Genomic DNA, 22115 nt, shown 5'->3' with positions numbered 1-22115 from the left:
GCAGCAATATAATCCACCTTAAATGTCATCAAATTGAGTGTTGACGGCTCCCCACCCTACCTATAATGAAGGTGTAAGGCAATGATACTACGTACAAAGGAGATCCGCCATGAAAAAAGCGATCGGCATTCAAGAGGGCTGGGAACAGTCCGTAAATAGGAGAACCGCTGTAAAAAGAGCTTTCGGTACACGTAAAGGCTGGAGCCAGCAGATCGTATTTTTGGGACCCTGCCTGCTGTTCTTTCTGACCATTGTGATAACCCCCTTTATTCTCGGCTTTTATTACTCTTCCACCGACTGGAACGGGCTTGATTTGGATAAAGCGGTGTGGACAGGCTCGGCCAACTGGAGCCGAATTCTGCATGACGACAATTTCTGGAAATCGTTATTTTTCACGCTCCGGTTTACCGTCATTTCCGTAGTGATCGCCAATATCTTGGCGCTGGTGCTGGCCTTCCTGCTGATGGCTTCGCTCAAGACCAAGAATGTGCTCCGGACCGTCTTCTTCATGCCCAATGTCATCGGCGGCATTCTGCTCGGCTACATTTGGCAGTTCATCTTTACTAAAGGCTTCGCCACAATCGGCGACCTGACGAACATTGCTTTCTTCAAGCTTCCGTGGCTTGGAACGCCGAACACCGGATTCTGGGGACTCGTCATCGTATTCGTCTGGCAGACCGCGGGATATATGATGATCATTTATATCGCGTCGCTCGCAGGCATTCCTAAGGATTTGATCGAAGCCGCCAAAATTGACGGTGCGCGTCCCTATCAGCTCTTTACAAGCGTGTACGTGCCGCTGATCATGCCGGCCATCACGATTTGCCTGTTCCTGACGATCTCCAACGCGTTCAAAATGTTCGACCTCAACCTGTCGCTGACCAAAGGCGGACCGGGAACCTCGACACAGTCGCTGGCGTATAACATCTACTCGGAAGCCCTGATCAATAACCGCTACGGCCTGGGCACTGCCAAGGCGCTGCTGTTCTTCGCCGCCGTATCGCTGATTACGATCACCCAGGTACTGATTACGAAGCGCAAGGAGGTATCCGCATAATGAAAGTCAGCCAGTACAAGACCAAAACCTTTGTTCTCGAAGTTCTTGCCATCCTGCTTGCTTTCGTGTTTCTGGCGCCCTTCTACCTGGTGCTGACGAACTCGGTAAAAACGTTAAAGGAAATTCTGCTGGACGCCGCCTCGTTTCCCCAGCTTTTTCACTGGAGCAACTATACTAGTGTTTGGAAAATGATCGATTTCCCGCAGGCGTTCTGGAATTCCGTGCAAATTTCGCTGCTTAGCGTCTTACTCATCGTTCTGTTCAGCTCGATGGCCGCCTACCAGATCGTTAGAAAACCTACGAAATTCAACTCGTTTGTCTTCCTGCTGCTGGTTTCGGCCATGATCATTCCTTTTCAATCGCTGATGCTTCAACTTGTAAGGGTTACCAGTTTGCTTGAGCTCCGCGGAGAACTGTACGGGATCGTCGCCTGTTATCTCGGTTTCGGCATGCCGCTGTCGGTCTTCCTGTTCCACGGCTTCATCAAGACCGTACCGTTTGAGCTGGAAGAAGCAGCCCGGGTGGACGGCTCCAATCCGTACGGCGTCTTTTTCCGGATTGTCTTTCCGCTGCTGATGCCTATTATGGTCACGGTTGTTATCCTGAATACGCTGTGGATCTGGAACGACTACCTTCTGCCCGTTCTGATTATCGGGGGCAACAAGGATTTGACGACGCTGCCGCTTGCCGTCACGAAATTTTTCGGGCAGTATACCAAGAAGTGGGATCTCGCCCTGGCAGGTCTGGTGATGGCCATCACCCCGATTCTGCTGTTCTTCCTCATTCTGCAACGGTATATCGTAGAAGGAGTAACCGCCGGTTCCGTTAAAGGCTGACATGCCGACAACAATATCCACCTTTTCGGACAAAATATTAAGTGTTGGTTACGGTTACATTGATTTACGATCATAATGTAAACACTTACAAAATACAGGGAGGCACTAAAATGAAGAGACGATTCGCATTTCTGATCGCAATCGTTTGCATCCTGATTGTTGCAGGCTGCGGCAATGGCGGAAATAACAATTCCTCCGCTAAGAGCACCAACAGCGGCACCTCAGAGACCGCGGCTCCGGCTGCATCGGAAGCGCCCAAAAAAGACGTAACGATCAAAGTGTTCCAGTTCAAGGTTGAAATTGCGGAACAGATCAATGCGCTGGCCGAAGAGTATGAGAAGGAAACCGGCGTCAAAGTCCAGGTTGAAACTCACGGCGGCGGCGAAGACTACGGCGCGCTGCTGAAAGCGGAAATCGCATCCGGCTCTGAACCCGAAATCTTCAACAACGGCGGTTTCGCTGCTCTCGTCCCATACATGGACCGTGCAACCGACCTGTCGGATCAACCTTGGGTCAGCAGCCTGATCCCTACCTCCAAAATCCCGACAACGGTGGACGGCAAGCTGTACGGCCTGCCGATGAACGTTGAAGGCTACGGCCTGATTTACAACAAGGACCTGTTCGCCAAAGCCGGCATTACCGAAGAACCGAAGACGCTGCCGCAGCTGAAAGATGCCGCAGCCAAGCTGAAAGCCGCAGGCATCACGCCTTTCGAAGCAACCAATGAATGGTGGTCGTTGGGTATTCACATGGTGAATGTGGCCATGGCCAACCAAGCCGATCCTGCGCAATATATCGAGGACCTGAAAGCAGGCAAACAAACGATCAAGGGCAATGATATTTTCAAACAATGGCTGGATTTCGTTGACGTTGTCTTCAATAACTCACAAGACAATAAAGTAACGACAGACTATGCTACTCAAGTCGCCGATTTTGCTTCCGGCAAGGCAGCCATGATGATGCAGGGCAACTGGACGCAGGGCGACATCGACAAGATCGATCCGAACCTGAAGCTGGGCCTGCTTCCGATCCCGATAGGCGACAAAGAAGGACAAATTTTCGTCGGCGTGCCGAACAACTGGATCGTGAACAGCAAATCAGCTCATCCGGAAGAAGCCAAAGCATTCCTCAATTGGATGGTCAGCTCGGAAACCGGCAAGAAATATTTGACGAAAGATTTTAAATTCATTCCGGCTCTGTCTAATATCTCGACCACTGCCGAAGATATCGGTCAAGTCGCTGTAGCCGTACAAGAGAAATCGGCAACAGCCCTGAGCTGGAACTGGGACAGATTCCCGGATGGCGTGACTCAAGGCTTCGGCGCAGCCATGCAGGAATACCTGGGCGGTCAAGTCAACCGCGACCAACTGCTTGAGAAGCTGGATAAAGCCATTCAGGATATCGTTAAGCAGTAAAATAGCTATAAAATAGCCCCATAACATGGCGAGCCTCCTTGCAGCAGCCGTTCAGGTCACTTACCTGGACAGCCGGCTAAGGAGGCTCGCTTTATGATATGTCGGCTTATTTTGTTTTGCTGCGGCTACTTCTGCCGTATACGCCATACAGCGTAATGGCTGACATGATCATCAGGATTACGGAATACACCAGGGTCAATGCCTGAGTGTCGGCCAGCGCCTGCGCGTCGGTGCTGTTTTTAATTACAATGCCGAGCGGCTGATATAACGGGTGGTACAGAAATACCGTAAGATCATAATCCGCCAGTATGCTATTGAAATTAAGCGCCAATACCGCCAAGGCAGACGGAAGAATAATCGGCAGCAGCACTCTTCTGAACGAATAGAAGGAACGCGCCCCCAGATTTTTAGCGGCATCCTCCAAATTACCGTCAATACTGAAAAAAGAGGCTTTCACCATTCGGAGCGTAAACGGAATATGGACGATCACATAAGCGATCAGCAGCAGCCACAAAGTGCCCAGCAGCACGGTATTCCCCAAAATTGGCTTGGGTGTGTCAAAGGTGACAATCAGTCCGATGGCGATCAGCGTGGAGGGCAACATCCAGGGAATCAGCAAGGCGTATTCCAGCGTCCGGCTCCAGATATTATTGAATTTATGCAGTATTCGGGAAGCCATCAAGGTTAGCACCACCACAGCCAATGAAGCAACCGCCGCATAACAAATGCTGACCAAATACGGTTTGAACGCGGTCATATTGGAAAAAACGGTGATATAGTTGTCCAGTGTAAATTCGCCGGAAGACAGCGTGGCTGTGGAAATACTCCGGGCATCGGTAAAAGAAAACAAAATAATAAGCACAACGGGAATGATATAAATGACAAACAAGAGATACGCGGCGGTATGAACCAGCACATTGCATATTCTATTGTTGATTTTTTGCTTAACCAGCGCGGATTTCACCTTGGATACCGACATGAAGTTCCCGTTTTTTTCAATCCGGATCATCAAGGTCAGAAGCAGCAGCGTGGCCACTCCCAAGACAAGGGCCAGAAGAGCCGCCAGATCCTTTGAAGTTACACTTCTTGCAAAGGTAAGAATCATGGGCGTAATGGTCTGAAATTCGGAACCGCCCAAAATCAGCGGCGCCGATGTCGCTCCAAGCCCGGTGAGAAAAAGCAGAACCGTCAGTGCAAAAATCGTCGGTTTCAGCACCGGCAGTACGACGCGCCTCAAGATATACAATGTGGAGGCACCCATATTTCTCGCCGCTTCTACCGTTTGGAAATCCAGCTTGCGGATCGCATTGGTCAGGAAGATCACATGGTTGGAGGTGCAGGCGAAGGTCATGACAAACAGCACCGCCCCATATCCGTGAAACCAGTTGACATTGATAGCAGGAAACAGATGAGACAGAACCCTGGTGATAAAGCCGGAGTCCCCGTATATGAACTTATAGCCCGATACCAGGACAACCCCGCTGTATACCAATGTGGTAAAATAACCGAGCCTCAGTATTTTGGCGCCCTTAATCTCAAAATACTCCGTAACCAGAACGAGAAAGATGCCGACCAGATTAACCGTGACAACCAGCGATAAGGCAAGAATGAAGCTGTTGTACAGACTTTTCATCGCCCGCTCGGAGGAAATTAATTTGTGAACCGCATCCAGCGAGAATGAACCGCCGCCCCAAAAAATCTCGTAATAAACATTAAGATTGGGATAAATCAGAAAAGCGACGATAAACCATCCAAGAAAAGCATACATGAGCCAGGCAGCGACGGGGATCGACGACAAGGCGGATCTGATTTTAGTCATACTGCAAAATATCCTGGACATTGAGATATACCTCAACTTCGTCTCCGGCCGATCGGCTGTTCAGGCTATTAGCGATTTCCACGCTTTTCAGCATGCCGTATCCGCCGGTATCTATCGTATACTTGGTGTAAATACCGTAAAATTCCTGCTCCACAATTCTGCCTTTGAGTACAACCGCAGTTTCCTCGCTCGAAAAAGGATGAAGGCTGACTTTTTCATGGCGGATATACACGTTCTTCCCCGGATCTGCCCAAGGCTTCAACGGACCGCCGGCAAGAGCGGGGTCCAGCCGATTGCTGCTCCCGATGAAGTTGCATACGAACTCGGTCGCGGAATGGTTATAAATCTCCTGCGGCGTCCCTACCTGCTCGGCAACCCCTTTATGGAACACCGCGATCCGGTCCGAAAGAGTCAAGGCCTCTTCCTGGTCATGCGTAACGTAAATCGTGGTGATGCCAAACTTTTTTTGCAGACTCTTCAGCTCGTTGCGCAGCTGCACCCGAAGCTTGGCATCCAGATTGGATAAAGGCTCGTCCAGAGCCAGAATGCTCGGCTTCAGCACAAGCGCTCTGGCAATGGCCACCCGCTGCTGCTGTCCGCCGGACAATTCGGATACTTTCTTGAAGAGCTGTTCTTCGCTTAAGTCGACCTTTCGCGCGATATCGCGTACTTCTTCATCCAAGCGGGCGGAAGGAATCTTCTGCACCCGCAGTCCAAAAGCGATATTCTCATAGACATTCAAAGTGGGAAACAGCGCATAGCTCTGAAACACCATGCTGATCCCTCTCTTTTCGATTGGAACATTGGTGATGTCCCGGTCGTTCAGCAAAATTTGTCCGCCCGACGGGTTGATAAAGCCGACCAGACTGCGAAGAATGGTCGTCTTTCCGCAGCCGGACGGACCCAGAAAGGTAAAAAACTCACCTTCCCTGATCTGCAGGTTCAGGTTGGGAATAACCGATAGTTCTCCGAACTGAATATGAATATCTTTGAATGTAATCATATGCTTATTTCAATACTTCCAGCTCGATTTTCTCGGCCCAATTGTCAATATTCTGGGCGATAAAGGCCCAATCCATCGTCTGCGTTTTAATGGAGTCGTACAGTTTTTTCACATCTTCATTGGCCTGTTCCGCGGCTATGACGTTGGCCGGCATCGAGTTAAACTCTTTCGCAAATTCGCCCTGCGTCTCATTGCTTCCCAGCCAGTTGATGAAACGTTCCGCCGTTTCCCGCTTCTTTGTCCCTTTTACGATTGCCGTTTGTTCAACAATGACCGGAACGCCGATCTCCGGTGATACTATGCCGGATTTAACGCCGTACTGCTTCTCTTTGGATGCCAATACGCCCGATACCATCGCGCCGATCGGCGTTTGGCCGCCGGCCAGCTTGGAGTAGAAGTCCTCTCCTTCCACTGCGGGAACGCCGTTATCATAGAACTTCTTGATTTGTTCCCAGCCTTCTTTCGAAATGCCGTATTCTCCGCTTGGGTCCTGATAACGCGTCAGAATGCCCGCTGCGACGATCCGCGGCGTACCTTGTCCCAGCAAGGTCGGCGCTTCGTACATGCCCTTGTATTCCGCTTTGTTCCACAGATCGGACCAATCCTTGGGCGCGGTTTCCGGCGTGTATTTTTCCGGATTATAAGCCAGCAAAATGGCCTGCTTCACCAAACTGTGATAGTAACCGTCGGGATCATTCAAACCCTCTTCAACCTCACCGGCCCACTCCGGAGTGAAGGGTTCAAGCACATCGTTCTGGGTCAGAATTTCATACAGCATAGAGTTCAAGCCATACACCACATCGGCGATAGGATTGTTCTTCTCCGCTATCAGACGGTTGGTAAGATCGGCGCCGCCCGCACCCACAATCTCAATATCGAATCCGGCTGCCTTCGCCTTGTCGATCAGCCATTCGCCTCTGCCATCCGAATTGGAATTGGTATAGACAATCAATTTCTCATTTACAGGAGCCTGGCTGCTCTGCGGCTCCGTTTGTCCATTGGATGCTGCCGGTGAGGAAGCCCCTTGATCAGGGGAAGAATTTCCGTTCCCGCAGGCGGCCAGCAGCAAACACAGCGTAAAAATCATCATCAGGCTTATCGTTTTTTTCATAATCTTTGAAATTCCCCTTTGTTTGTTAGTCTTCGGTTCTATTTCCGGATTTCCACCTCAGCGGTTACAGGAAAATGATCGGACGGGTACTGTCCGTCAAAGCTGTCGGTCACCGTTCGCACCGAGACAACCTTGACTTGTTCACTGACCAGGATATAGTCGATCTCCTTCATTCCCGGCCACGGCATGTGGTAATCAAAATTTGAAAAAGTGCCTTCAGGACCGTACGGAATCTCTTCTGAAACCCATTTGGCATCCCTTAAAAAACCGTTTAATTTACGGTAGCAGCGTTCTTCCCGGCCTGCATTAAAGTCGCCCGTCATGATCACCGGAGTATCCGGGACATACGAGGCTATCCAGTCGGTAATCAATCTCGCCCCTTGAAATCGGGCTTCTTCGCTGATATGGTCGAGGTGCGTATTCAGAAAGACAAGAGCCTGTCCGGTTCTCTTGTCCCGCAATTTCGCCCAGGTGCATATCCGGCGGCAGTCCGCCTCCCAGGATATTGAGGGTTCTCCCGGAGACAAGGAAAGCCAAAACGTTCCTCCAGCTTCCTTCTCGAAAATATCCTTGCGATAGAATATGGGACAATGTTCGCCGTTCAGCCCTCCATCGCGACCTTCGCCCTCATAACGGTAGCTGGAGAGCGTGGCCAATTCGGTCAGCTGATTTCCGCAAACCTCTTGAAGACCGATAATGTCCCAAGAATAGTAATGAAGCATTCCCAGAAGATTGGGCTTGCGAAATTCCCAGCGGTTTCCCTGATCCTCGGGATTGTCAAAGCGAATATTAAATGAAGCCACATGGTAACGGGACGGGGGTAAAGCAGGAATCTGCTCTGCCATCTCTTTCTCTGAAAGTCGTACGTGCTGCAAACCCTGTTTCTCCTCCTTCATTGCCAAATTGTGTATTAAACTTATTTTGGGGGTAGAGTATCAAATGTAATGTCGAATTTTGTTTATGCAAGATTAATTAATTTTTTTGTATTTTCCTTCGCCCGTAAAGACGATGCGTTTCCAGACGCAAAAAAAGCCGCCCGTCCAAGCATCGCTTGGCGGACGGCCTTTTTGTCTTTTTTGTTTGAGAAGGGGTTTAAGCTTGCGGCGCACCCCATTTTCCTTCAATGATGCTTTCATTCAACGGACGGCGCTTGTTCGGCTTCTCAAGGTCGCGATAGTCTTGGTGAACGCTATCGGGATCACCCTTGTAGCCGAGCGTAATAAGCAGGTGAACGTCATAATCGTCCGGAACATTCAGTTCGGTGCGGGCTTTCTCCTGATCGAAGCTGGCGATGGCTCGTGTGGACAAGCCCAGCAGGGAAGCCTGAAGCGCAAGCGCCTGCCAAGCCGCGGCGGAATCAAACGCATGGAACCGGTTGGGCTGGCCATCATCCCATAATTTGTAGGAAGCAAGCGCAATAATGACGGGAGCCTGGTCCGCCCACAGCCGATTGTTGGGGAAGATCAATTCACGGAAGGTTTGCAGCTGCTCCTCCGTCTTGGCCAGGACAAAACGCCAGGGCTGTCCGTTTCTGGCGGACGGCGCCCAGCGAGCAGCTTCCAGTACGGTGAGCAGATCCTCTTCGCGCACGACACGGTCAGAGTACGAGCGCGGTGACCAACGGTTTACAAACAAGGGGTTAATCGGGTGATCGGCTTGACGATTGGCTTCTACTTCTTCAGAAAGCTCCTGGGTCGGATTGAACGTTTGTTGACTCATTTGGGCATCCACCTCTCAATTTTGATTAACAGAAAGAGGCATTCTCCAAGGAAAATGCCTCCATCTGCATGGTCGGTTGTTCTTTAACTCACACTTTAAACCTATAATCCCTACAAGTCAACTATGAATTAATCCATATTATATAAGATTAAGCAGAATAATGCTTACCTTTCACAAATCTTTAACTTTTGGTAGGGTCATAACAATGTCGTCTCGATTTTCGGCAGTTCCGGCGGGAGTTTATTGAGAATCGTTATATACCTTCCGTAGGAAATCGTACAGTACTTGGTATCCCTTTTCAGCGGGTAATCGAAGTAAGCAACCTTCAAGGAGGTATTGATGCATCTAATCTTATCCATATTGGTCAGAACGCCGCGATCCAAACGCAAAAAATTCAGGTCCGTTTGTTCAAATGCGCTCTCCCAAAATTTTAGAGATCCCACGACGAAATACTGTTTGTATTTGGTGTGGACATCTATAAAATCGTTAGCATTCGATTGCAGGAACAAAATCTCATCGACCGGCAATTGCTGCATGCCTGCCCCTTGTTCGTCCTCGGTTACTGTCAGGTTAAGCATCCAATCCCTCACCTTTTTTATCTATTCTTAAAATTTTCATGGGATTATACCTTGTATCAACATTGGCTCAATCTCCGAGGGATGTCCCAGGTAATCTGGCTCGAAAATCTCGTTATAGCCCACGAATAATATCATTCTGCCGCTTGAATGAAAAGCCTTTATGATTAGTTTATCATTATGATAAACAAATAATTTGTCGAAAAAAATCGGAAGATTATGGGCTTTCCTAGTATAGATTTTTCTTGACTTTTTATCCACAATATGACAATAACCCTCTCTCGCAAGGAGTAGAGGGTTATTGGTTAAGAATAGATTTAAGATACTTCACTTTATTGCGGGCGATGCCTGTCTTATGTTCGGAATCTTTAAATAGAAGGGTGTCTCCATAGATCTTTTCTTCGATACGGTCGATCCAGTCCATGTTGACCAGGCTTCCGTTATACGCGGGGAAAAAGTGGGGGAAGGCTTCTTTGCAGCTCTGAAAGGTCAATCCGGCCGTAAAGCAGCCTTCTTCCGTGTAGAACCGGGGAACATGATAATTTCGTTTAGGCTCCCAAGTGTCAATATAGAATACCTCGCTTGCCTTGATGAATTGTCCTTGGTCCAGCCTGCCGGAACATTCGATCCGGTTTACAAGAATATCCCTGTCATCTTCCTTCGCCTCTTTCGACCTGGCAACGAGGTCATCCCACATCCCCATGCTCTTGAGATTCACTCCGGTATAGATGGATGAGTTCTGAAAATAGAGCCTTCCCCCGTAGCTTCCGGTCTCCAGGCGCTCCCCTTTTTTCAAATTCACAAGATTCCAGGTGTCCAAAGAGGCGAAAGCCGAAAAAACGCAGCCGCATTCCTCCAGAGTGGTCAACACGGTAAAGTTGCCGCTTCTGGTGTAGAAAATAGGAACACTGTAATTTTTTTTCGGCTTCCACATTTCGATGCTCATAATCTCGTTCTCTCGAAACTCCTTTTTCAAAGTCCCGTTTGCCGAATCAGAGACTTGAACGCCGACGATGTTACGCTGTCCTTCTTCCATGGAACTACTTTACCTTTTTTAATTCTTGGGGAACTGGCAGAGAACCAGCAATCGACTTCCGGCTTCGGGAAGACTTCACGGCTGACTTCACAATTCTTTCGGCAAAATAACGCGCCATTGCTTTCTTCATAGGTTAACACCTCCTTTCCTGGGGTATACCGGCAGCAGCAGCAGGGATTGAATTAGGAATGCCACCGCCACAATCGTCGATTGAAAATAAAGATTTGACAAGATAATTAAAACTGAAATCCCCTTGGACCAGGAATCAAACTCCACATTGTATAACTCTTCATAGTTGTTAGGCGCAAAAAAAAGCGCAATAAGCAGCGACAGTGCCGTTAACAGAATCGTTCCTTCTTGATCAAGACGGACCAACGGTACCAAGGAAGCCGTAAGCCCGGTAGCGAACGAGCAGATAGTAATAGGCAAATGGTAGCCCCCGGAAAATTTCCGCAGGATCATAAAAGAAACTAGAGCCAACAGTGAGTGAAGCACGCTACTAAATAATAAGCCGAACAGAACCGTAAGAAGTATCCCTGTGAACAGATTCAGCTTTAATCCGATACCATAGCTTAATACTTCCAGTGAACCCGGTCCTTCGGGGTCATACTTTTTTACCTTTATTGCGATACGCTTCGAGAGCTCTTCTAATATCATCCCGATCACTCCAACCCGAGAAATAAAAAGATAATCCAAAAGCCACAGCCGCTATCAATAGTAACCCCAACGGATTTGCGTTGTATAGAAACAGGATCGTTACGGAGACTGTTGCCAACGAAGCCAAACTGCCGATAACAAGAATTAAATTTCGGTTAGTGAAGTAGTTCTCCTTCACCAGAAAGTCATGCGGAGGAACAATGATAAAAGAGAATCCGAGATTAAATCTGGTCAGCGCCCAGGATAAAACAAAAGCTGCAACAATGGTCGAAACTTGAAGCAGACTGATATAGAATCCGCTATTTTCTTTTAACACGCCAACATTCATCAGGTTGGTCCAGGCATAAAAATAATACAAGGCCACTTGAATCAGGGCATATCCGCAAATTCCCGCTCCGGCTATAAAAGATGCCAGATGTACTTTAATTTTCAAACCCAATCTCAAAAAAAGAATGATGAGCAAATATTGCAAGGGCAAATCCCACTCCGGTACTCCTATAGCAATTCGCATCAAGTACGAGAATAGAGCAATAAATGAAGCGAACAGAAGTATTCTAACAAAATACTCCCGCACCGGAAGCATATACAGTTTGAGTATTATTGTTAACATAGCGAAAGCGTCAAATATGCCCAATATTATAAAAATCAAATCATGCAATCTCCCAACACCGCCTTCGTAAATTGGGCCTGGAAAGCGAAACCATAACTGAACCGCAACCTTATTTTATCATCGATAGAACAGATGTTTTGTCGAATTTTGACAGTGTTGATCTCTAATTGAGACTATATTTTTGTCTGAAGTTTCTGAACGAAAAAATCCCGCCGAGCCTTCGGCTTGACGGGTAGAGTGTGATGCTCGAATTCCCACAGATGGGAAACCGCTTACAAAGCTGTGACTTTCAGATTATCGAAGCGATGATTGCCTACTTCGCTGCGTGCCCCAACGGTTCCATCCAGGAACGGATCATTCAGGTCCCAATACGATCCTTTGTTGGCCAGATCAACTTCCACGGTCAGTTTGTTGCCTACACAGCTTAATTTCAAGTAATGATACCCTGCCGAATAAGAAAATGCCCCGGAACCAAGCAGCGTCCATGAAGTGCCGCTATACTTATACAGATCCCATGTGGTGCCGTTTTTCAGCTCCAGCTGCCTTTGTCGTACTTGATGATTCCTCCGCCTGAGCCTACTGTCAGTTCTTTGGTCGATCCGGCCGGCTGGGTAAGGGACCAGGACCCGCCCAGCGGAGCCGGAGCGTCCGATGTCGTAATCGGGGTCCAATTTGACGGGAGCGTACCTGTAGATTCAAAGTCCTGCAGCATTACTTGCGAGCCGACGGTTTCATCCGCATCCTTCTCAATCCAGATCATATCCCAATAGTTAAGCTGCGGTACGGTCAATGTAATGAAGTTGCCGTTAGCATCGCTTCCCGTTGTCCAGTTGCTGCCTTGTGTCAGAAGATTAGCCTTTCCGTACTGGAAGTTAGCCGGGTCCGTACCGATGGAGTCGGGTGTAGCCCACCAAACTTTTGGCGTTGAAGCCAAGGAACCTTCATAATAAATTTTTACGGAAACATTGCTCAGCACACCCGGATCAACATAGGTGGCATTATCATCACGCCACCTTGTCGAGGTGTTTTGCTTCAAGTTAATTAGGTGAACGATATCGTAGCCGTCTTTTGCTTTCGAGATCGTCCAAATCTTGCCTGCTTCACCGTTGGGACTGGATGTGTAAATTGCCGAGATAACGGAAATACAAAGAGACATCTCCCGAGAAGGCACTTCCGGTCGAGTTTAACATATCCACATAAACGGTAACCACATTGCCCGGGCTGTAACTTGCTTTGTCCGTATTCACCAGCTTAATCAATTTATTATTTACACCCGCATAGGCCTGCTGAGGTTCTGCCCCCCACAAACCGAGCGTGGAACAAACTAAAAGAAACAAGAGCAGGGAAACCATAGCTTTTTTCATAAATCACTCTTCTTTCCTGTTTAATTGGTTTACAACAGGCAATGTTTATTTTTCAAATCAAGTACGAAAGGACTGGGACTAGAGCAGGAAAGGCGGCTTAAACATTGTATTGTTCGCTTTTGGGTAAGCGTTTACAACGATAAGAAATTACCATATTCTTCATTGTGAATCAAGGTAAATTTACGCTTTTCGAAGGACTTTTGGATTAATATTTTTATGTGAAAAGTATTGGTTTTGGGACTATGGAATGAAAATTCAGTATACAAAAAAGAAAGAGGCTTCCCAAGGTTCAGTGACCTAACGGGAGAGCCTCTAGTATCAAAATCTTTCTGGGACATCGCTTTTAAGCGAAAACATATTCTCCTTCACCAATCCGAATAGTTTTCCCTTTTAGCTTTTCAGAATCCGTTTCAAAAATCACCTGTTTGAATTGGTTCTCGTCCCCTGTTACGAAATCAAAAAACTTGTCGCCAATCTTAAGGGTGACTGATTTGTCTTCTGACTCTAGGGCAGTCAGTCCAAATAACTTTTCCCAATGCTCAGCGGCAGCTGCCGGATCGGAGACGTGGAATACCGCTCTCTTGATTTCGGCATTACCGGCAGGATGAGGCTGAATGATGCCGGATTCCGTTAACCGCTCCAATCTTTCCGCATCTGTCCCTTTCCATTGAATAATGAACGGATAGACCAATCCCCCAAAATCGCCGTCAATGGTCATCATTCGCCACTCGATTAATCTGCCCTTGTTATCCAGACGCTTGCCATCCATGATAGGAGAGAGACTTAAGCCTGCCGCTTCCAAAGAAGCGGCCATTTCTTCGATATCATCGGTCCGAATAACGACTCTGCTCAAAACTTCATGGTCTGGCAATGTGTCAACCGCATCTTTCACCACACGGTTATGTTCCGTCGCCTTCGCCAATTCAAGATTCTCAATGCCCAGAAACTCGATATAGGTTATGCCAAAATAACTTAAAGTATTAAAGGTTCCCCATTCCGTATGCGAACCTCCCCTGAAGGCAACTAAACCATGATCCTTAAAGATTTCAACCGATTGGTCTAAATCATTGACGTAATGAACAAGATGATCCCAATTTTTGCTTGCCATTGTCTATTCCGCCCCTAACTCGGTCGTCCGCTTTACGGCTGCCAGGACACTTCTTTGCAGGCCGGCAGCGAAATCACTGTTGTTCAGTTCGTATAAGCCATGAATGCCTACACCGCCGGGCGAGTTATTAATGTCAAGGAGTTGTCTTGGATGCAGACCGGTCTGCTTCAGCATGACGACAGCTCCAAAGACATTTTCCAGCGCAACGTTCCACGCTTGTTCCCGCGGCAACCCGGCGAGGACACCGGCATCCGCAAGCGATTCAATAAAATAATAAATGTAATTCGGTCCGGCCACACCATATCCGGTAAAGATATCAATCAATGCTTCGTCCAAGTATTGCACTTTTCCGAATCCGAGCAAGAAGTCGTCTACTTGGCCTTGAGTAGCGTAGGCATTTAAGGCAACGCCGCTATAGCCGTATCCTGTATCGGTCAACGTATTTGGAATGACCCGGATAATGGGGCGTTCGGCTCCAAAAAATCCGGCCAGCTTCTCTATCGTTACACCCGCCACAATCGAAACGATTGCGGCGGTTGGTGCAGCGAATCCCCGTACAGCTTGTCCTAATGCAGCCAAATTGTCCTGCGGCCGGACAGCAACCACAATCAATTCTGCTTCAGCCAAACCTTTCTCAGGAGAGCTTTCTGTCTTCACTCCGTAAGTCTCACTTAAAAACTGAAGACGCGCCTCATTGATGTCGGTTACGCTGATCTGACCTGCGGATACGGTTTGATTGGAGATAACAGCCCGAATGATGGCCTCGGCCATTTGTCCGCCGCCAATAAAGTGAATCTGTTTGTTGATCAACCCGTCCACTTCCTTACTTAATTGTTTTTCCAAGCTTCAGGCAGAATGAAACCGTCATATTTCTCTATTCCGGTGATATATTCTTCAAACTCCTTTGACTCATAGGCGGCTTTCAAATCTTTGGCCCATTGGGTGTTTTCATCTTTCTTATTGATGGATACGATGATTCTGTGCTGCATTGGTGTGTTTTCGATCTTCAATGCGTCTGTGATTTTTTTGCCGGCGTTTGCAATGTAGTTTCCGTTAACAACACCATAATCAACGTCTTCCAGCGATACCAGGATTTGCGCAGGGTCCAGAATTTTAATATCAATGTTAAACTTGTCCGGCTCCATGCTGTTAATGTTAAAGTCCTCTACACCTGCCCCTTCTTTAATCTTTACCCAACCAAGCTCCTCCAGAATACGAAGAGCACGTTCCTGGTTAACCGGATCATTGGGGACAGCAACGGTAGTGCCATCTTTTACATCATCAAGTGTGGTGTGCTTTACAGAGTACAGACCTTGCGGCGCGCCCGGAACATAGGCGATTCCAACCATATCCGCACTAATTTCTTTGTTAATCGCCTCCATATACGCCGTACTTTGGAATATGCTTGCATCAATGGAGCCTTCCTTCATGGCCGGGTTTACCTGCATGTTTTGAGAGAAGGTTTTAATATCAACCTTGTAGCCTTTTTCCTCTAAAATCGGCAGAATCGATTGGCGGAATTGCTCTTCATACGTCCCAACGCCAAATCCAACGGTAATCTCTTTCTTTTCTTCTTGCGCTGCACCTGAATCTGAGCTATTTGCCGAGTTTTGGCCACAAGCCGTCAACAACACTACAACCCCAACTAAAACAATAAGCAGTAATTTTTTCATTTTTTTGTCTCCTTTTCAAAAACAGATTTTTTTAGTTGTTTTAGAGCCTCATCGGTTACGTTAAGCGGGATTGCGCAATTTGGAGCGAGAATAAAAGGTTGATCTTTCATTAAGTTTAAAGCTTCCTCAGCCTGCTTCCCAATTTGAGCAATGTCATTTGCCGCAAATAAAGCATGATCGACGCCGCCTACCTTGGTTGCCGTTAAAGCCGCATCCAGGTCCGGATTCCCCTCAGCCTTTGTGTCCCAGCTGATCCCGTCTATCCGGTAGTCGTTAAATCTTTCGGGCTGGGAGCATGCTCCACAAGTATGAAGGATATTTTTCCCGTAATTCGCAGCCTCGAGTACAATGGAATCATAAGGTCTGGAAAACTCATTAAACATCGCTTCATCAAATAAGCCAGGATGGGCTGTACCCGTCACTGCATAAAACAGACCATCCGATCCTGCTTGCTGCAGCTCTTTTACATAATCAGCCAAGGTTAATGAAATCACATGCAACGCATGATGCGCTGCTGCTCTGTGCTCTGTAAACAAAGAATCCAGGGTGACAGGATTTTCAATGCCAAACACCGTTTTTGTTACATATGCAGACCGGCCTACAATAAATAGCAAAACGGTTAAAGGTGAAAAGACCGTTTGAATCAAAGGTGTATCAGGCAGCCCTTGACGAATTTTGCGCACCGCTTCTAATTGCTCTAATAACGGCGTTGACTGTGCAGCCTTTTTCACATCAAGATCCCAAAGATTTGCAGCCGTTGGAACAGCCGTCGTTTGCTGCCTCGGGAATACGGTTTGATAGTCCTGAAAGTCATACACATTTCCCCAAGCTTCCGCCAGATAGGTTGCTCTAGGATTAATTTTGACCCAGTCCCATTCATATTTCTTTGTAAAGGTGACCGTCGTTTCTGCCAAATCTTCTGCATTTTGTTCTTTGTCGATGAAATGACGCCATCCGCTTACAATCGGACGATCCGCGAGTTCACCGGATAATAATGCGTTAAATCGGTCTTGTTTGCTCCATTCACTCACTTGTTGTCTTCCTCCTTGTTAAGTAATCATTAATAACGGCGAATCTTTCTCGCCAAAGTGTTGCCTAATGATTGAATGCCTTGAACGAAAATAATAAGGACAATTACGGTGGCAATGACTACGACAGTGTCAAATCGCTGGTATCCATATACAATAGCCAAGTCTCCGACTCCACCGCCGCCAACCGTTCCAGCCATCGCAGTTGCACCAATTAACCCAATGGTCGCAGTCGTCAAGGACAGGATTAACGATCCGATTGCCTCGGGTAATAAAAAGTACCAAATGACTTGAAACGGTGTAGCCCCCATTGCCTCTGCCGCTTCAAGAATTCCCGGATTGACTTCAAGTATGGAGTTCTCTACCAACCGCCCGATATAAGGTGCAATGTAGAGAATAAGCGGTACGATCGCTGCGCTTGTCCCAATCGAAGTTTGAACAATCAACCGGGTAAACGGAATAATGGCGACGAGCAATATAATAAATGGCAGGGAGCGAATAATGTTGATAATGGGATTTAAAATGGAATACAGCAATTTGCTTTCCAAAACACCCCCTGGACGGGTGACCACAAGTAAAATCCCGATAGGTATTCCAATTAATGACCCTACGAACAAGGACATCCCTACCATATGAATGGTTTCAATGATCGCCTCCATAAATTGTTCAGTTGTAACTGTAGTTGACATCATGCTTTTCCACCTCCTCTACACCGACTCCGCTATTTTTCAAGAAAGACAGAGCCTTGTTAACCTCGGCCGTCTCTCCTTGCAGCTGAATAATCACTTTTCCCAATGTCGTTTCCTGAATCTCGGTCATATTGGCAAATAGAATATTGACCTTCACATCATAGGAACGAATCAATTTGTACAAAATCGGCTCAGAAGCGCTTTGCCCGACAAATTCCAATTTGTAAATGCCGCTGCCCGGTTCTTTTTTTATCGTTTTTTGCACGCTGCTTGTGATGCTGTTCTGAATAACGGTCTTCACAAAATTTTGCGTGGTCGGATGCTGTGGATGTCCGAATACCTCCAGAACGCTTCCTTGCTCGATAATTCGTCCTTCTTCCATGACCGCCACCTTGTTGCAGATCTCCTGAATGACCGACATTTCATGGGTGATGATCATAATTGTGATATTGTATTCCGCATTGATTTTCTTGAGCAGCTGTAAAATGGATCGCGTCGTCTGCGGATCAAGCGCCGACGTCGCTTCGTCGCACAGCAGAATGGAGGGGTTCGAGGCAAGCGCTCTTGCAATCCCGACGCGCTGCTTCTGTCCGCCTGACAATTCACTCGGATAGCTGTTCGCTTTGTCGGATAATCCAACAAACTCCAGCAGCTCCAGAACACGCTTGCGGATTTCATTTTTATTTTTTTTCAACAAAACGAGGGGAATGGCCACATTATCAAATATTTTTTTCGATTCCAGCAGGTTAAAATGCTGAAAGATCATGCCGATATTCTTTTTGGCTGCACGCAGCTCTTTATCGCTGTATTTGCCTAAATCATGCCCATCGACAAAAACCTGTCCTTTTGTGGGTTTTTCCAAATAATTGACTAAACGGATCAACGTACTCTTTCCGGCACCGCTATAGCCGATAACCCCAAATATATCGCCTTTTTCGACCTTTACATTTATCCCCTTCAAGGCATCAATCGAGATCCCTTTACGGGTGTACGTTTTATAAATATCCTTTAATTCAATCATATACATTCCTCTCATTTCGTTATCGGATTTGGGGCTAACCTTTCTCTTTCAGTTTCACCAGTGCTTGCTCTGCCAACAAAGCAAAATATTTGGCGGCCGGCAATAATGCAGTCTCATCTACATCGAAACGCGGATGATGCAGCGCATAAGCGGGACCCGTTCCGATATTCACAAAAGCACCGGGTATCTTCTGTAAATACAATGAGAAATCTTCACCTCCCATTTGCGGTGCGATATCATGCACTTCATAACCTGACTGTTTGGCGATCTCTTTGGTAAAATCAGCCCAATATCCGTCGTTTATCGTTGCCGGCGGGCCTGGATACCAATGCAGGCTGGCCTCCGCCCCGGCTGCCGCGGCAATTCCTTCTATAATTTGGGTCATTTTTTCCGGAATAATACGGCGAATCTCCTCATTATAAGTTCGAACCGTGCCTTCCAATTCCACCATCTCCGGTAGCACATTCCAGGTGAACCCTCCATTGATTCGGGTTACACTCAGCACAACCGGCTCTCCTGCCTTGTTCTGGCGGCTTACAATCGTTTGAAGAGCGGTAATAATTTGAGCCGCTGTTACAATGGCATCCACACCATTCTCCGGAGTGGCGGCATGGGCGCCGATGCCTTTCACCGTGATTTCAAACCGGTCAACCCCGGCTGTTAAAGCACCGGTTCTCGTTCCAAACGATCCTGCAGGCATTTCTGGTGAGTTATGAAGACCAAATATGGCAGCTACATCTTCAAGCCCACCCGAGGCCAAGACGCTTTCAGCCCCGTGACCGGTTTCTTCTGCCGGTTGAAACAATATTCTAACCCTTCCGGGCAGTTCAGCTTCGCGGGCTTTGAGCAAGTATGCAGCACCTAAGATAACAGCCGTGTGAAAATCATGACCGCATGCGTGCATTTTCCCTGGAACCTCTGACGCAAAAGGCAATCCGGTCTGTTCTTCAATCGGGAGTGCATCGATATCACAGCGAATGGCTACGATTGGCCCTTCCCCTTGTCCGATTTCTGCGATAAGTCCCGTTTGTAAAGGGAGGTCCAACATGCGAATATTGGCATCTGTCAGCCATTTACGAAGTTTCTCTGTCGTTTTAAACTCTTCATAAGATAATTCTGGCTCCCGATGAAGGTTTCTTCGAACGTCAATTAACTGACCACCTAGAACTTGTTCAATCTCACCCAGTTTAGAAGACATGTACTTCCTCCCTTTTATTTCGTTATTATTTTCACTTCAGAAGCAGAAAATAAGTCGGTCAGAGCTTGATCGAAATCGCTGATAATATCATCCGCATCCTCTAACCCGACCGAAACGCGAATTAATCCATCCGTGATTCCAAATTTCATTCTTTCTTCCTTTGGAATAGAAGCATGAGTCATTGATGCCGGATGCTGAACTAATGTTTCCGGGTCTCCCAAGCTGAAAGAAATCATCGCTAATTTCAACGAGTTTATTAATTTCTTCCCTTCAACTAAGCCTCCCTTTACTTCGAAAGAAACAATGCCTCCCATTCCCTTCATTTGTTCTTTGGCCAGCTCATGTTGAGGATGAGACTTTAAACCTGGATAAAAGACTTTATCGATGAAAGGATGAGACTCGAGGTATTCAGCAATTTTCTGGGCGTTGCTGCAATGTCTCTCTACCCGCAAGGCCATGGTCTTCATTCCTCTTAAAATCAGGAATGCGTCCCAAGCATTTAAATTTTGTCCCAAATCGCCCATCAGTTTCTTTCTCATAAACTGGATGATGTCTTTTTTTCCAACAATAAATCCTGCCAAGACATCCCCATGACCATTTATATATTTAGTAGCGCTGTGTACCACAACATCGGCCCCAAGCTTCAAAGGCTTCTGCAAGCAAGGGCTCATAAAGGTGTTATCGACAATGACGGGGAGCTGATACGATTTGCAGACTTCCGAGATTTTTCCGATATCAAGAATGGTTAATCTTGGATTAGAAGGAGTTTCAATATATACTGCTTTTGTATTTGGCTTAATTGCCTTAATCATTGAATCTATATCCGTACAATCGACAAAATCAAATTGTATGCCAAATCGGGGCGCCAAAGAAGTCAGGAAGCTATAGGTGCCTCCATATACATCCTTAGTCACAAAGACATGATCGCCATGCTTCAAGAATCCGAGCAGAGCAATGGAGATTGCCGCCATTCCACTGGAAACGCCTAACGCATCTTCTCCACCCTCTAATGCAGCTATCTTTTTTTCCAATGTACGGGATGTGGGATTTCCATATCTGCCGTAATAAACGCCTTCTTCTTCGCCAGCTACAACTGCCGCCGCTGTTTCTGCATCAGGGAAGGCATAAGCGACTGCAGGTATGATGCTTTGAGAGATGGCCCCCGTTTGAGGGTCCGGAAACTGGTTTTCATGAATAATCTTCGTGTCCATACTCCATTTTGTTTTCATAAAACTCAATCCTCTCTGTTTGCTTGAATTCCTTTTATTCTCTCCAATGCAGCGGATAGACTGCTTAATATATGTTCCTGCATCGCTTTTTCAGCGCCGTCTTCATTTCTGTCGGCTATCATTTGTAAGATAAGGTTATGTTCTTCATCTGCCTGCTTGTTCCAATCCCCATGCAGCGAAACAAACCGACAATAGCGAAGCGAATGATCTCTTAGATGATTCAAGATTTTCACAAAGGTTTTAAGATCACTCATTTCAGATAAATAATCATGGAACTCAAAGCCATATGAAACAAAATCCTGACTCTCGCCTGACTGAAACGACTGTTTAATATTCCCAATCATAGCCGTTAAATTTTGAATATCTTTATCCGTAGCATTTTTGGCCGCACTCTTGGCAATATAACCTTCCAGCATGCTGCGAATAAGAAAGATTTCTTTAACCTCTTCCATTGTCACTGGCGCCACTTTCAACCTGCCATTCGGCTGCCGGACGAGAAACTCCTCATTCTCCAACCTTTGGATAGCCTCTCTTAGTGGAGTGCGGCTAACTCCCAATAAAGCTGCCAAACTTTCTTCATGTACATTTTCGTCGGGCTTTAACTCGCTATCAATAATTTTTTGTTTTAACGCAAAATAAGTATTATCCTTGGATAACCTGCGTGTTCGCATAACAGAACTGTTCATATATCCATCTCCTAGTCAAAAATCTGCTAGTTCCGGCTCTAAAAGTATAACTGTATAATTGTATACAATTATTTTAATTAGTCTACCCCGGTCCATTTTCTCTCAGCTTGCGACTAAAATCGAAACCTTACATCTGTCAGATCATCTTGTAGAATTAGCTATATAATACATACAGAATACGTGATTGTCTACAGTTTTGTGTCATTTTTAATCACATTATAATGTTTATTGTCGAAAAAAATAGAAATAATATTAAAAATATCACTGCAAAATGTTATGTT

25 protein-coding genes are annotated in these 22115 nt (G+C 46.7%); 3 read left to right on the top strand and 22 right to left on the bottom strand.

Going from position 1 to position 22115, the window contains the following annotated elements:
- The first annotated feature begins 109 nt into the window (after positions 1-109).
- The 3 genes from PUR_RS05775 to PUR_RS05765 all read left to right on the top strand — a co-directional run bounded on the left by PUR_RS05775 (position 110) and on the right by PUR_RS05765 (position 3308).
- Positions 110-1057 (top strand): carbohydrate ABC transporter permease, encoded by a 948-nt coding sequence (locus PUR_RS05775; protein ID WP_179034420.1) that lies wholly within the window; start codon positions 110-112, stop codon positions 1055-1057.
- Positions 1057-1893 (top strand): carbohydrate ABC transporter permease, encoded by an 837-nt coding sequence (locus PUR_RS05770; RefSeq protein WP_179034419.1) that lies wholly within the window; start codon positions 1057-1059, stop codon positions 1891-1893. The genes PUR_RS05775 and PUR_RS05770 overlap by 1 nt, the downstream gene beginning before the upstream one ends.
- A gap of 110 nt (positions 1894-2003) precedes the next feature.
- On the top strand, positions 2004-3308 hold the full coding sequence (locus tag PUR_RS05765; RefSeq protein WP_179034418.1) for an ABC transporter substrate-binding protein: 1305 nt from the start codon (positions 2004-2006) through the stop codon (positions 3306-3308).
- 106 nt (positions 3309-3414) lie between these two features.
- Here the strand turns inward: PUR_RS05765 and PUR_RS05760 are convergent, their stop codons facing one another.
- The 22 genes from PUR_RS05760 to PUR_RS05655 all read right to left on the bottom strand — a co-directional run bounded on the left by PUR_RS05760 (position 3415) and on the right by PUR_RS05655 (position 21834).
- Entirely contained in the window at positions 3415-5076 is a 1662-nt protein-coding gene (locus PUR_RS05760; RefSeq protein WP_442953830.1) for an ABC transporter permease, read from the bottom strand.
- A gap of 43 nt (positions 5077-5119) precedes the next feature.
- On the bottom strand, positions 5120-6130 hold the full coding sequence (locus tag PUR_RS05755; RefSeq protein ID WP_179034416.1) for an ABC transporter ATP-binding protein: 1011 nt from the start codon (positions 6128-6130) through the stop codon (positions 5120-5122).
- 4 nt (positions 6131-6134) lie between these two features.
- Positions 6135-7241, bottom strand: coding sequence for an extracellular solute-binding protein (locus PUR_RS05750; RefSeq protein WP_179034415.1), 1107 nt, complete (start codon positions 7239-7241; stop codon positions 6135-6137).
- A 38-nt stretch (positions 7242-7279) separates the two neighbouring features.
- On the bottom strand, positions 7280-8116 hold the full coding sequence (locus tag PUR_RS05745; RefSeq protein ID WP_179034414.1) for an endonuclease/exonuclease/phosphatase family protein: 837 nt from the start codon (positions 8114-8116) through the stop codon (positions 7280-7282).
- A gap of 217 nt (positions 8117-8333) precedes the next feature.
- Positions 8334-8960, bottom strand: a complete 627-nt coding sequence (locus PUR_RS05735) for a nitroreductase family protein (protein ID WP_179034412.1) — start codon at positions 8958-8960, stop codon at positions 8334-8336.
- A gap of 197 nt (positions 8961-9157) precedes the next feature.
- A complete protein-coding gene (locus PUR_RS05730; protein WP_179034411.1) occupies positions 9158-9538 on the bottom strand; it encodes a LytTR family transcriptional regulator DNA-binding domain-containing protein in 381 nt (126 codons plus the stop codon).
- Positions 9539-9833: 295 nt separating this feature from the next.
- A complete protein-coding gene (locus tag PUR_RS05725) occupies positions 9834-10571 on the bottom strand; it encodes a hypothetical protein (protein ID WP_179034410.1) in 738 nt (245 codons plus the stop codon).
- Between the two features lie 4 nt (positions 10572-10575).
- A complete protein-coding gene (locus PUR_RS26285) occupies positions 10576-10701 on the bottom strand; it encodes a hypothetical protein (protein WP_269474704.1) in 126 nt (41 codons plus the stop codon).
- Positions 10698-11228: an accessory gene regulator B family protein gene (locus tag PUR_RS05720; protein WP_179034409.1), complete on the bottom strand. Its 531-nt coding sequence runs from the start codon at positions 11226-11228 to the stop codon at positions 10698-10700. The genes PUR_RS26285 and PUR_RS05720 overlap by 4 nt, the downstream gene beginning before the upstream one ends.
- Entirely contained in the window at positions 11176-11886 is a 711-nt protein-coding gene (locus PUR_RS05715; RefSeq protein ID WP_179034408.1) for a hypothetical protein, read from the bottom strand. The genes PUR_RS05720 and PUR_RS05715 overlap by 53 nt, the downstream gene beginning before the upstream one ends.
- Positions 11887-12110: 224 nt before the next feature.
- Positions 12111-12272: a hypothetical protein gene (locus PUR_RS05710; protein ID WP_179034407.1), complete on the bottom strand. Its 162-nt coding sequence runs from the start codon at positions 12270-12272 to the stop codon at positions 12111-12113.
- A 95-nt stretch (positions 12273-12367) separates the two neighbouring features.
- Entirely contained in the window at positions 12368-12994 is a 627-nt protein-coding gene (locus tag PUR_RS05705) for a glycoside hydrolase family 66 protein (RefSeq protein WP_179034406.1), read from the bottom strand.
- Positions 12939-13202, bottom strand: coding sequence for a hypothetical protein (locus tag PUR_RS05700; protein WP_179034405.1), 264 nt, complete (start codon positions 13200-13202; stop codon positions 12939-12941). The genes PUR_RS05705 and PUR_RS05700 overlap by 56 nt, the downstream gene beginning before the upstream one ends.
- 343 nt (positions 13203-13545) lie before the next feature.
- On the bottom strand, positions 13546-14310 hold the full coding sequence (locus tag PUR_RS05695) for a VOC family protein (RefSeq protein ID WP_179034404.1): 765 nt from the start codon (positions 14308-14310) through the stop codon (positions 13546-13548).
- 3 nt (positions 14311-14313) lie between these two features.
- Positions 14314-15117: a pyrroline-5-carboxylate reductase gene (gene proC / locus PUR_RS05690; protein ID WP_179037766.1), complete on the bottom strand. Its 804-nt coding sequence runs from the start codon at positions 15115-15117 to the stop codon at positions 14314-14316.
- Positions 15118-15137: 20 nt separating this feature from the next.
- Positions 15138-15983, bottom strand: a complete 846-nt coding sequence (locus PUR_RS05685; protein ID WP_179034403.1) for a MetQ/NlpA family ABC transporter substrate-binding protein — start codon at positions 15981-15983, stop codon at positions 15138-15140.
- A complete protein-coding gene (locus PUR_RS05680) occupies positions 15980-17014 on the bottom strand; it encodes a uroporphyrinogen decarboxylase family protein (RefSeq protein WP_179034402.1) in 1035 nt (344 codons plus the stop codon). The genes PUR_RS05685 and PUR_RS05680 overlap by 4 nt, the downstream gene beginning before the upstream one ends.
- A 29-nt stretch (positions 17015-17043) precedes the next feature.
- The gene (locus PUR_RS05675) at positions 17044-17703 is read right to left on the bottom strand and encodes a methionine ABC transporter permease (protein ID WP_179034401.1); all 660 of its coding nucleotides are present in this window, start codon (positions 17701-17703) and stop codon (positions 17044-17046) included.
- On the bottom strand, positions 17678-18721 hold the full coding sequence (locus PUR_RS05670) for a methionine ABC transporter ATP-binding protein (RefSeq protein ID WP_179034400.1): 1044 nt from the start codon (positions 18719-18721) through the stop codon (positions 17678-17680). The genes PUR_RS05675 and PUR_RS05670 overlap by 26 nt, the downstream gene beginning before the upstream one ends.
- A gap of 34 nt (positions 18722-18755) precedes the next feature.
- A complete protein-coding gene (locus PUR_RS05665; RefSeq protein ID WP_442953829.1) occupies positions 18756-19907 on the bottom strand; it encodes an amidohydrolase in 1152 nt (383 codons plus the stop codon).
- 26 nt (positions 19908-19933) lie between these two features.
- A complete protein-coding gene (locus PUR_RS05660) occupies positions 19934-21148 on the bottom strand; it encodes a trans-sulfuration enzyme family protein (protein ID WP_179034398.1) in 1215 nt (404 codons plus the stop codon).
- Between the two features lie 5 nt (positions 21149-21153).
- Positions 21154-21834, bottom strand: coding sequence for a GntR family transcriptional regulator (locus PUR_RS05655; protein ID WP_232101730.1), 681 nt, complete (start codon positions 21832-21834; stop codon positions 21154-21156).
- Between the last annotated feature and the right edge of the window lie 281 nt (positions 21835-22115).

It is taken from the genome of Paenibacillus sp. URB8-2 (genome assembly GCF_013393385.1).
In the GTDB taxonomy this organism is placed as follows: Bacteria; Bacillota; Bacilli; order Paenibacillales; family Paenibacillaceae; genus Paenibacillus_AQ.
This window is presented reverse-complemented; position numbering and strand designations above follow the sequence as displayed.

Bases quoted from the DNA above. Each gene is read 5' to 3' on its own strand.
- PUR_RS05685 (WP_179034403.1), bottom strand. From the start codon at position 15,983: ATGAAAAAATTACTGCTTATTGTTTTAGTTGGGGTTGTAGTGTTGTTG.
- PUR_RS05735 (WP_179034412.1), bottom strand. From the start codon at position 8,960: ATGAGTCAACAAACGTTCAATCCGACCCAGGAGCTTTCTGAAGAAGTA.
- PUR_RS05760 (WP_442953830.1), bottom strand. From the start codon at position 5,076: ATGTATGCTTTTCTTGGATGGTTTATCGTCGCTTTTCTGATTTATCCC.
- PUR_RS26285 (WP_269474704.1), bottom strand. From the start codon at position 10,701: ATGAAGAAAGCAATGGCGCGTTATTTTGCCGAAAGAATTGTGAAGTCA.
- PUR_RS05765 (WP_179034418.1), top strand. From the start codon at position 2,004: ATGAAGAGACGATTCGCATTTCTGATCGCAATCGTTTGCATCCTGATT.
- PUR_RS05670 (WP_179034400.1), bottom strand. From the start codon at position 18,721: ATGATTGAATTAAAGGATATTTATAAAACGTACACCCGTAAAGGGATC.
- PUR_RS05730 (WP_179034411.1), bottom strand. From the start codon at position 9,538: ATGCTTAACCTGACAGTAACCGAGGACGAACAAGGGGCAGGCATGCAG.
- PUR_RS05770 (WP_179034419.1), top strand. From the start codon at position 1,057: ATGAAAGTCAGCCAGTACAAGACCAAAACCTTTGTTCTCGAAGTTCTT.
- PUR_RS05755 (WP_179034416.1), bottom strand. From the start codon at position 6,130: ATGATTACATTCAAAGATATTCATATTCAGTTCGGAGAACTATCGGTT.
- PUR_RS05660 (WP_179034398.1), bottom strand. From the start codon at position 21,148: ATGAAAACAAAATGGAGTATGGACACGAAGATTATTCATGAAAACCAG.
- PUR_RS05750 (WP_179034415.1), bottom strand. From the start codon at position 7,241: ATGAAAAAAACGATAAGCCTGATGATGATTTTTACGCTGTGTTTGCTG.
- PUR_RS05720 (WP_179034409.1), bottom strand. From the start codon at position 11,228: ATGATATTAGAAGAGCTCTCGAAGCGTATCGCAATAAAGGTAAAAAAG.
- PUR_RS05775 (WP_179034420.1), top strand. From the start codon at position 110: ATGAAAAAAGCGATCGGCATTCAAGAGGGCTGGGAACAGTCCGTAAAT.
- PUR_RS05705 (WP_179034406.1), bottom strand. From the start codon at position 12,994: ATGTCTCTTTGTATTTCCGTTATCTCGGCAATTTACACATCCAGTCCC.
- PUR_RS05700 (WP_179034405.1), bottom strand. From the start codon at position 13,202: ATGAAAAAAGCTATGGTTTCCCTGCTCTTGTTTCTTTTAGTTTGTTCC.
- PUR_RS05655 (WP_232101730.1), bottom strand. From the start codon at position 21,834: ATGAACAGTTCTGTTATGCGAACACGCAGGTTATCCAAGGATAATACT.
- PUR_RS05695 (WP_179034404.1), bottom strand. From the start codon at position 14,310: ATGGCAAGCAAAAATTGGGATCATCTTGTTCATTACGTCAATGATTTA.
- PUR_RS05675 (WP_179034401.1), bottom strand. From the start codon at position 17,703: ATGATGTCAACTACAGTTACAACTGAACAATTTATGGAGGCGATCATT.
- PUR_RS05725 (WP_179034410.1), bottom strand. From the start codon at position 10,571: ATGGAAGAAGGACAGCGTAACATCGTCGGCGTTCAAGTCTCTGATTCG.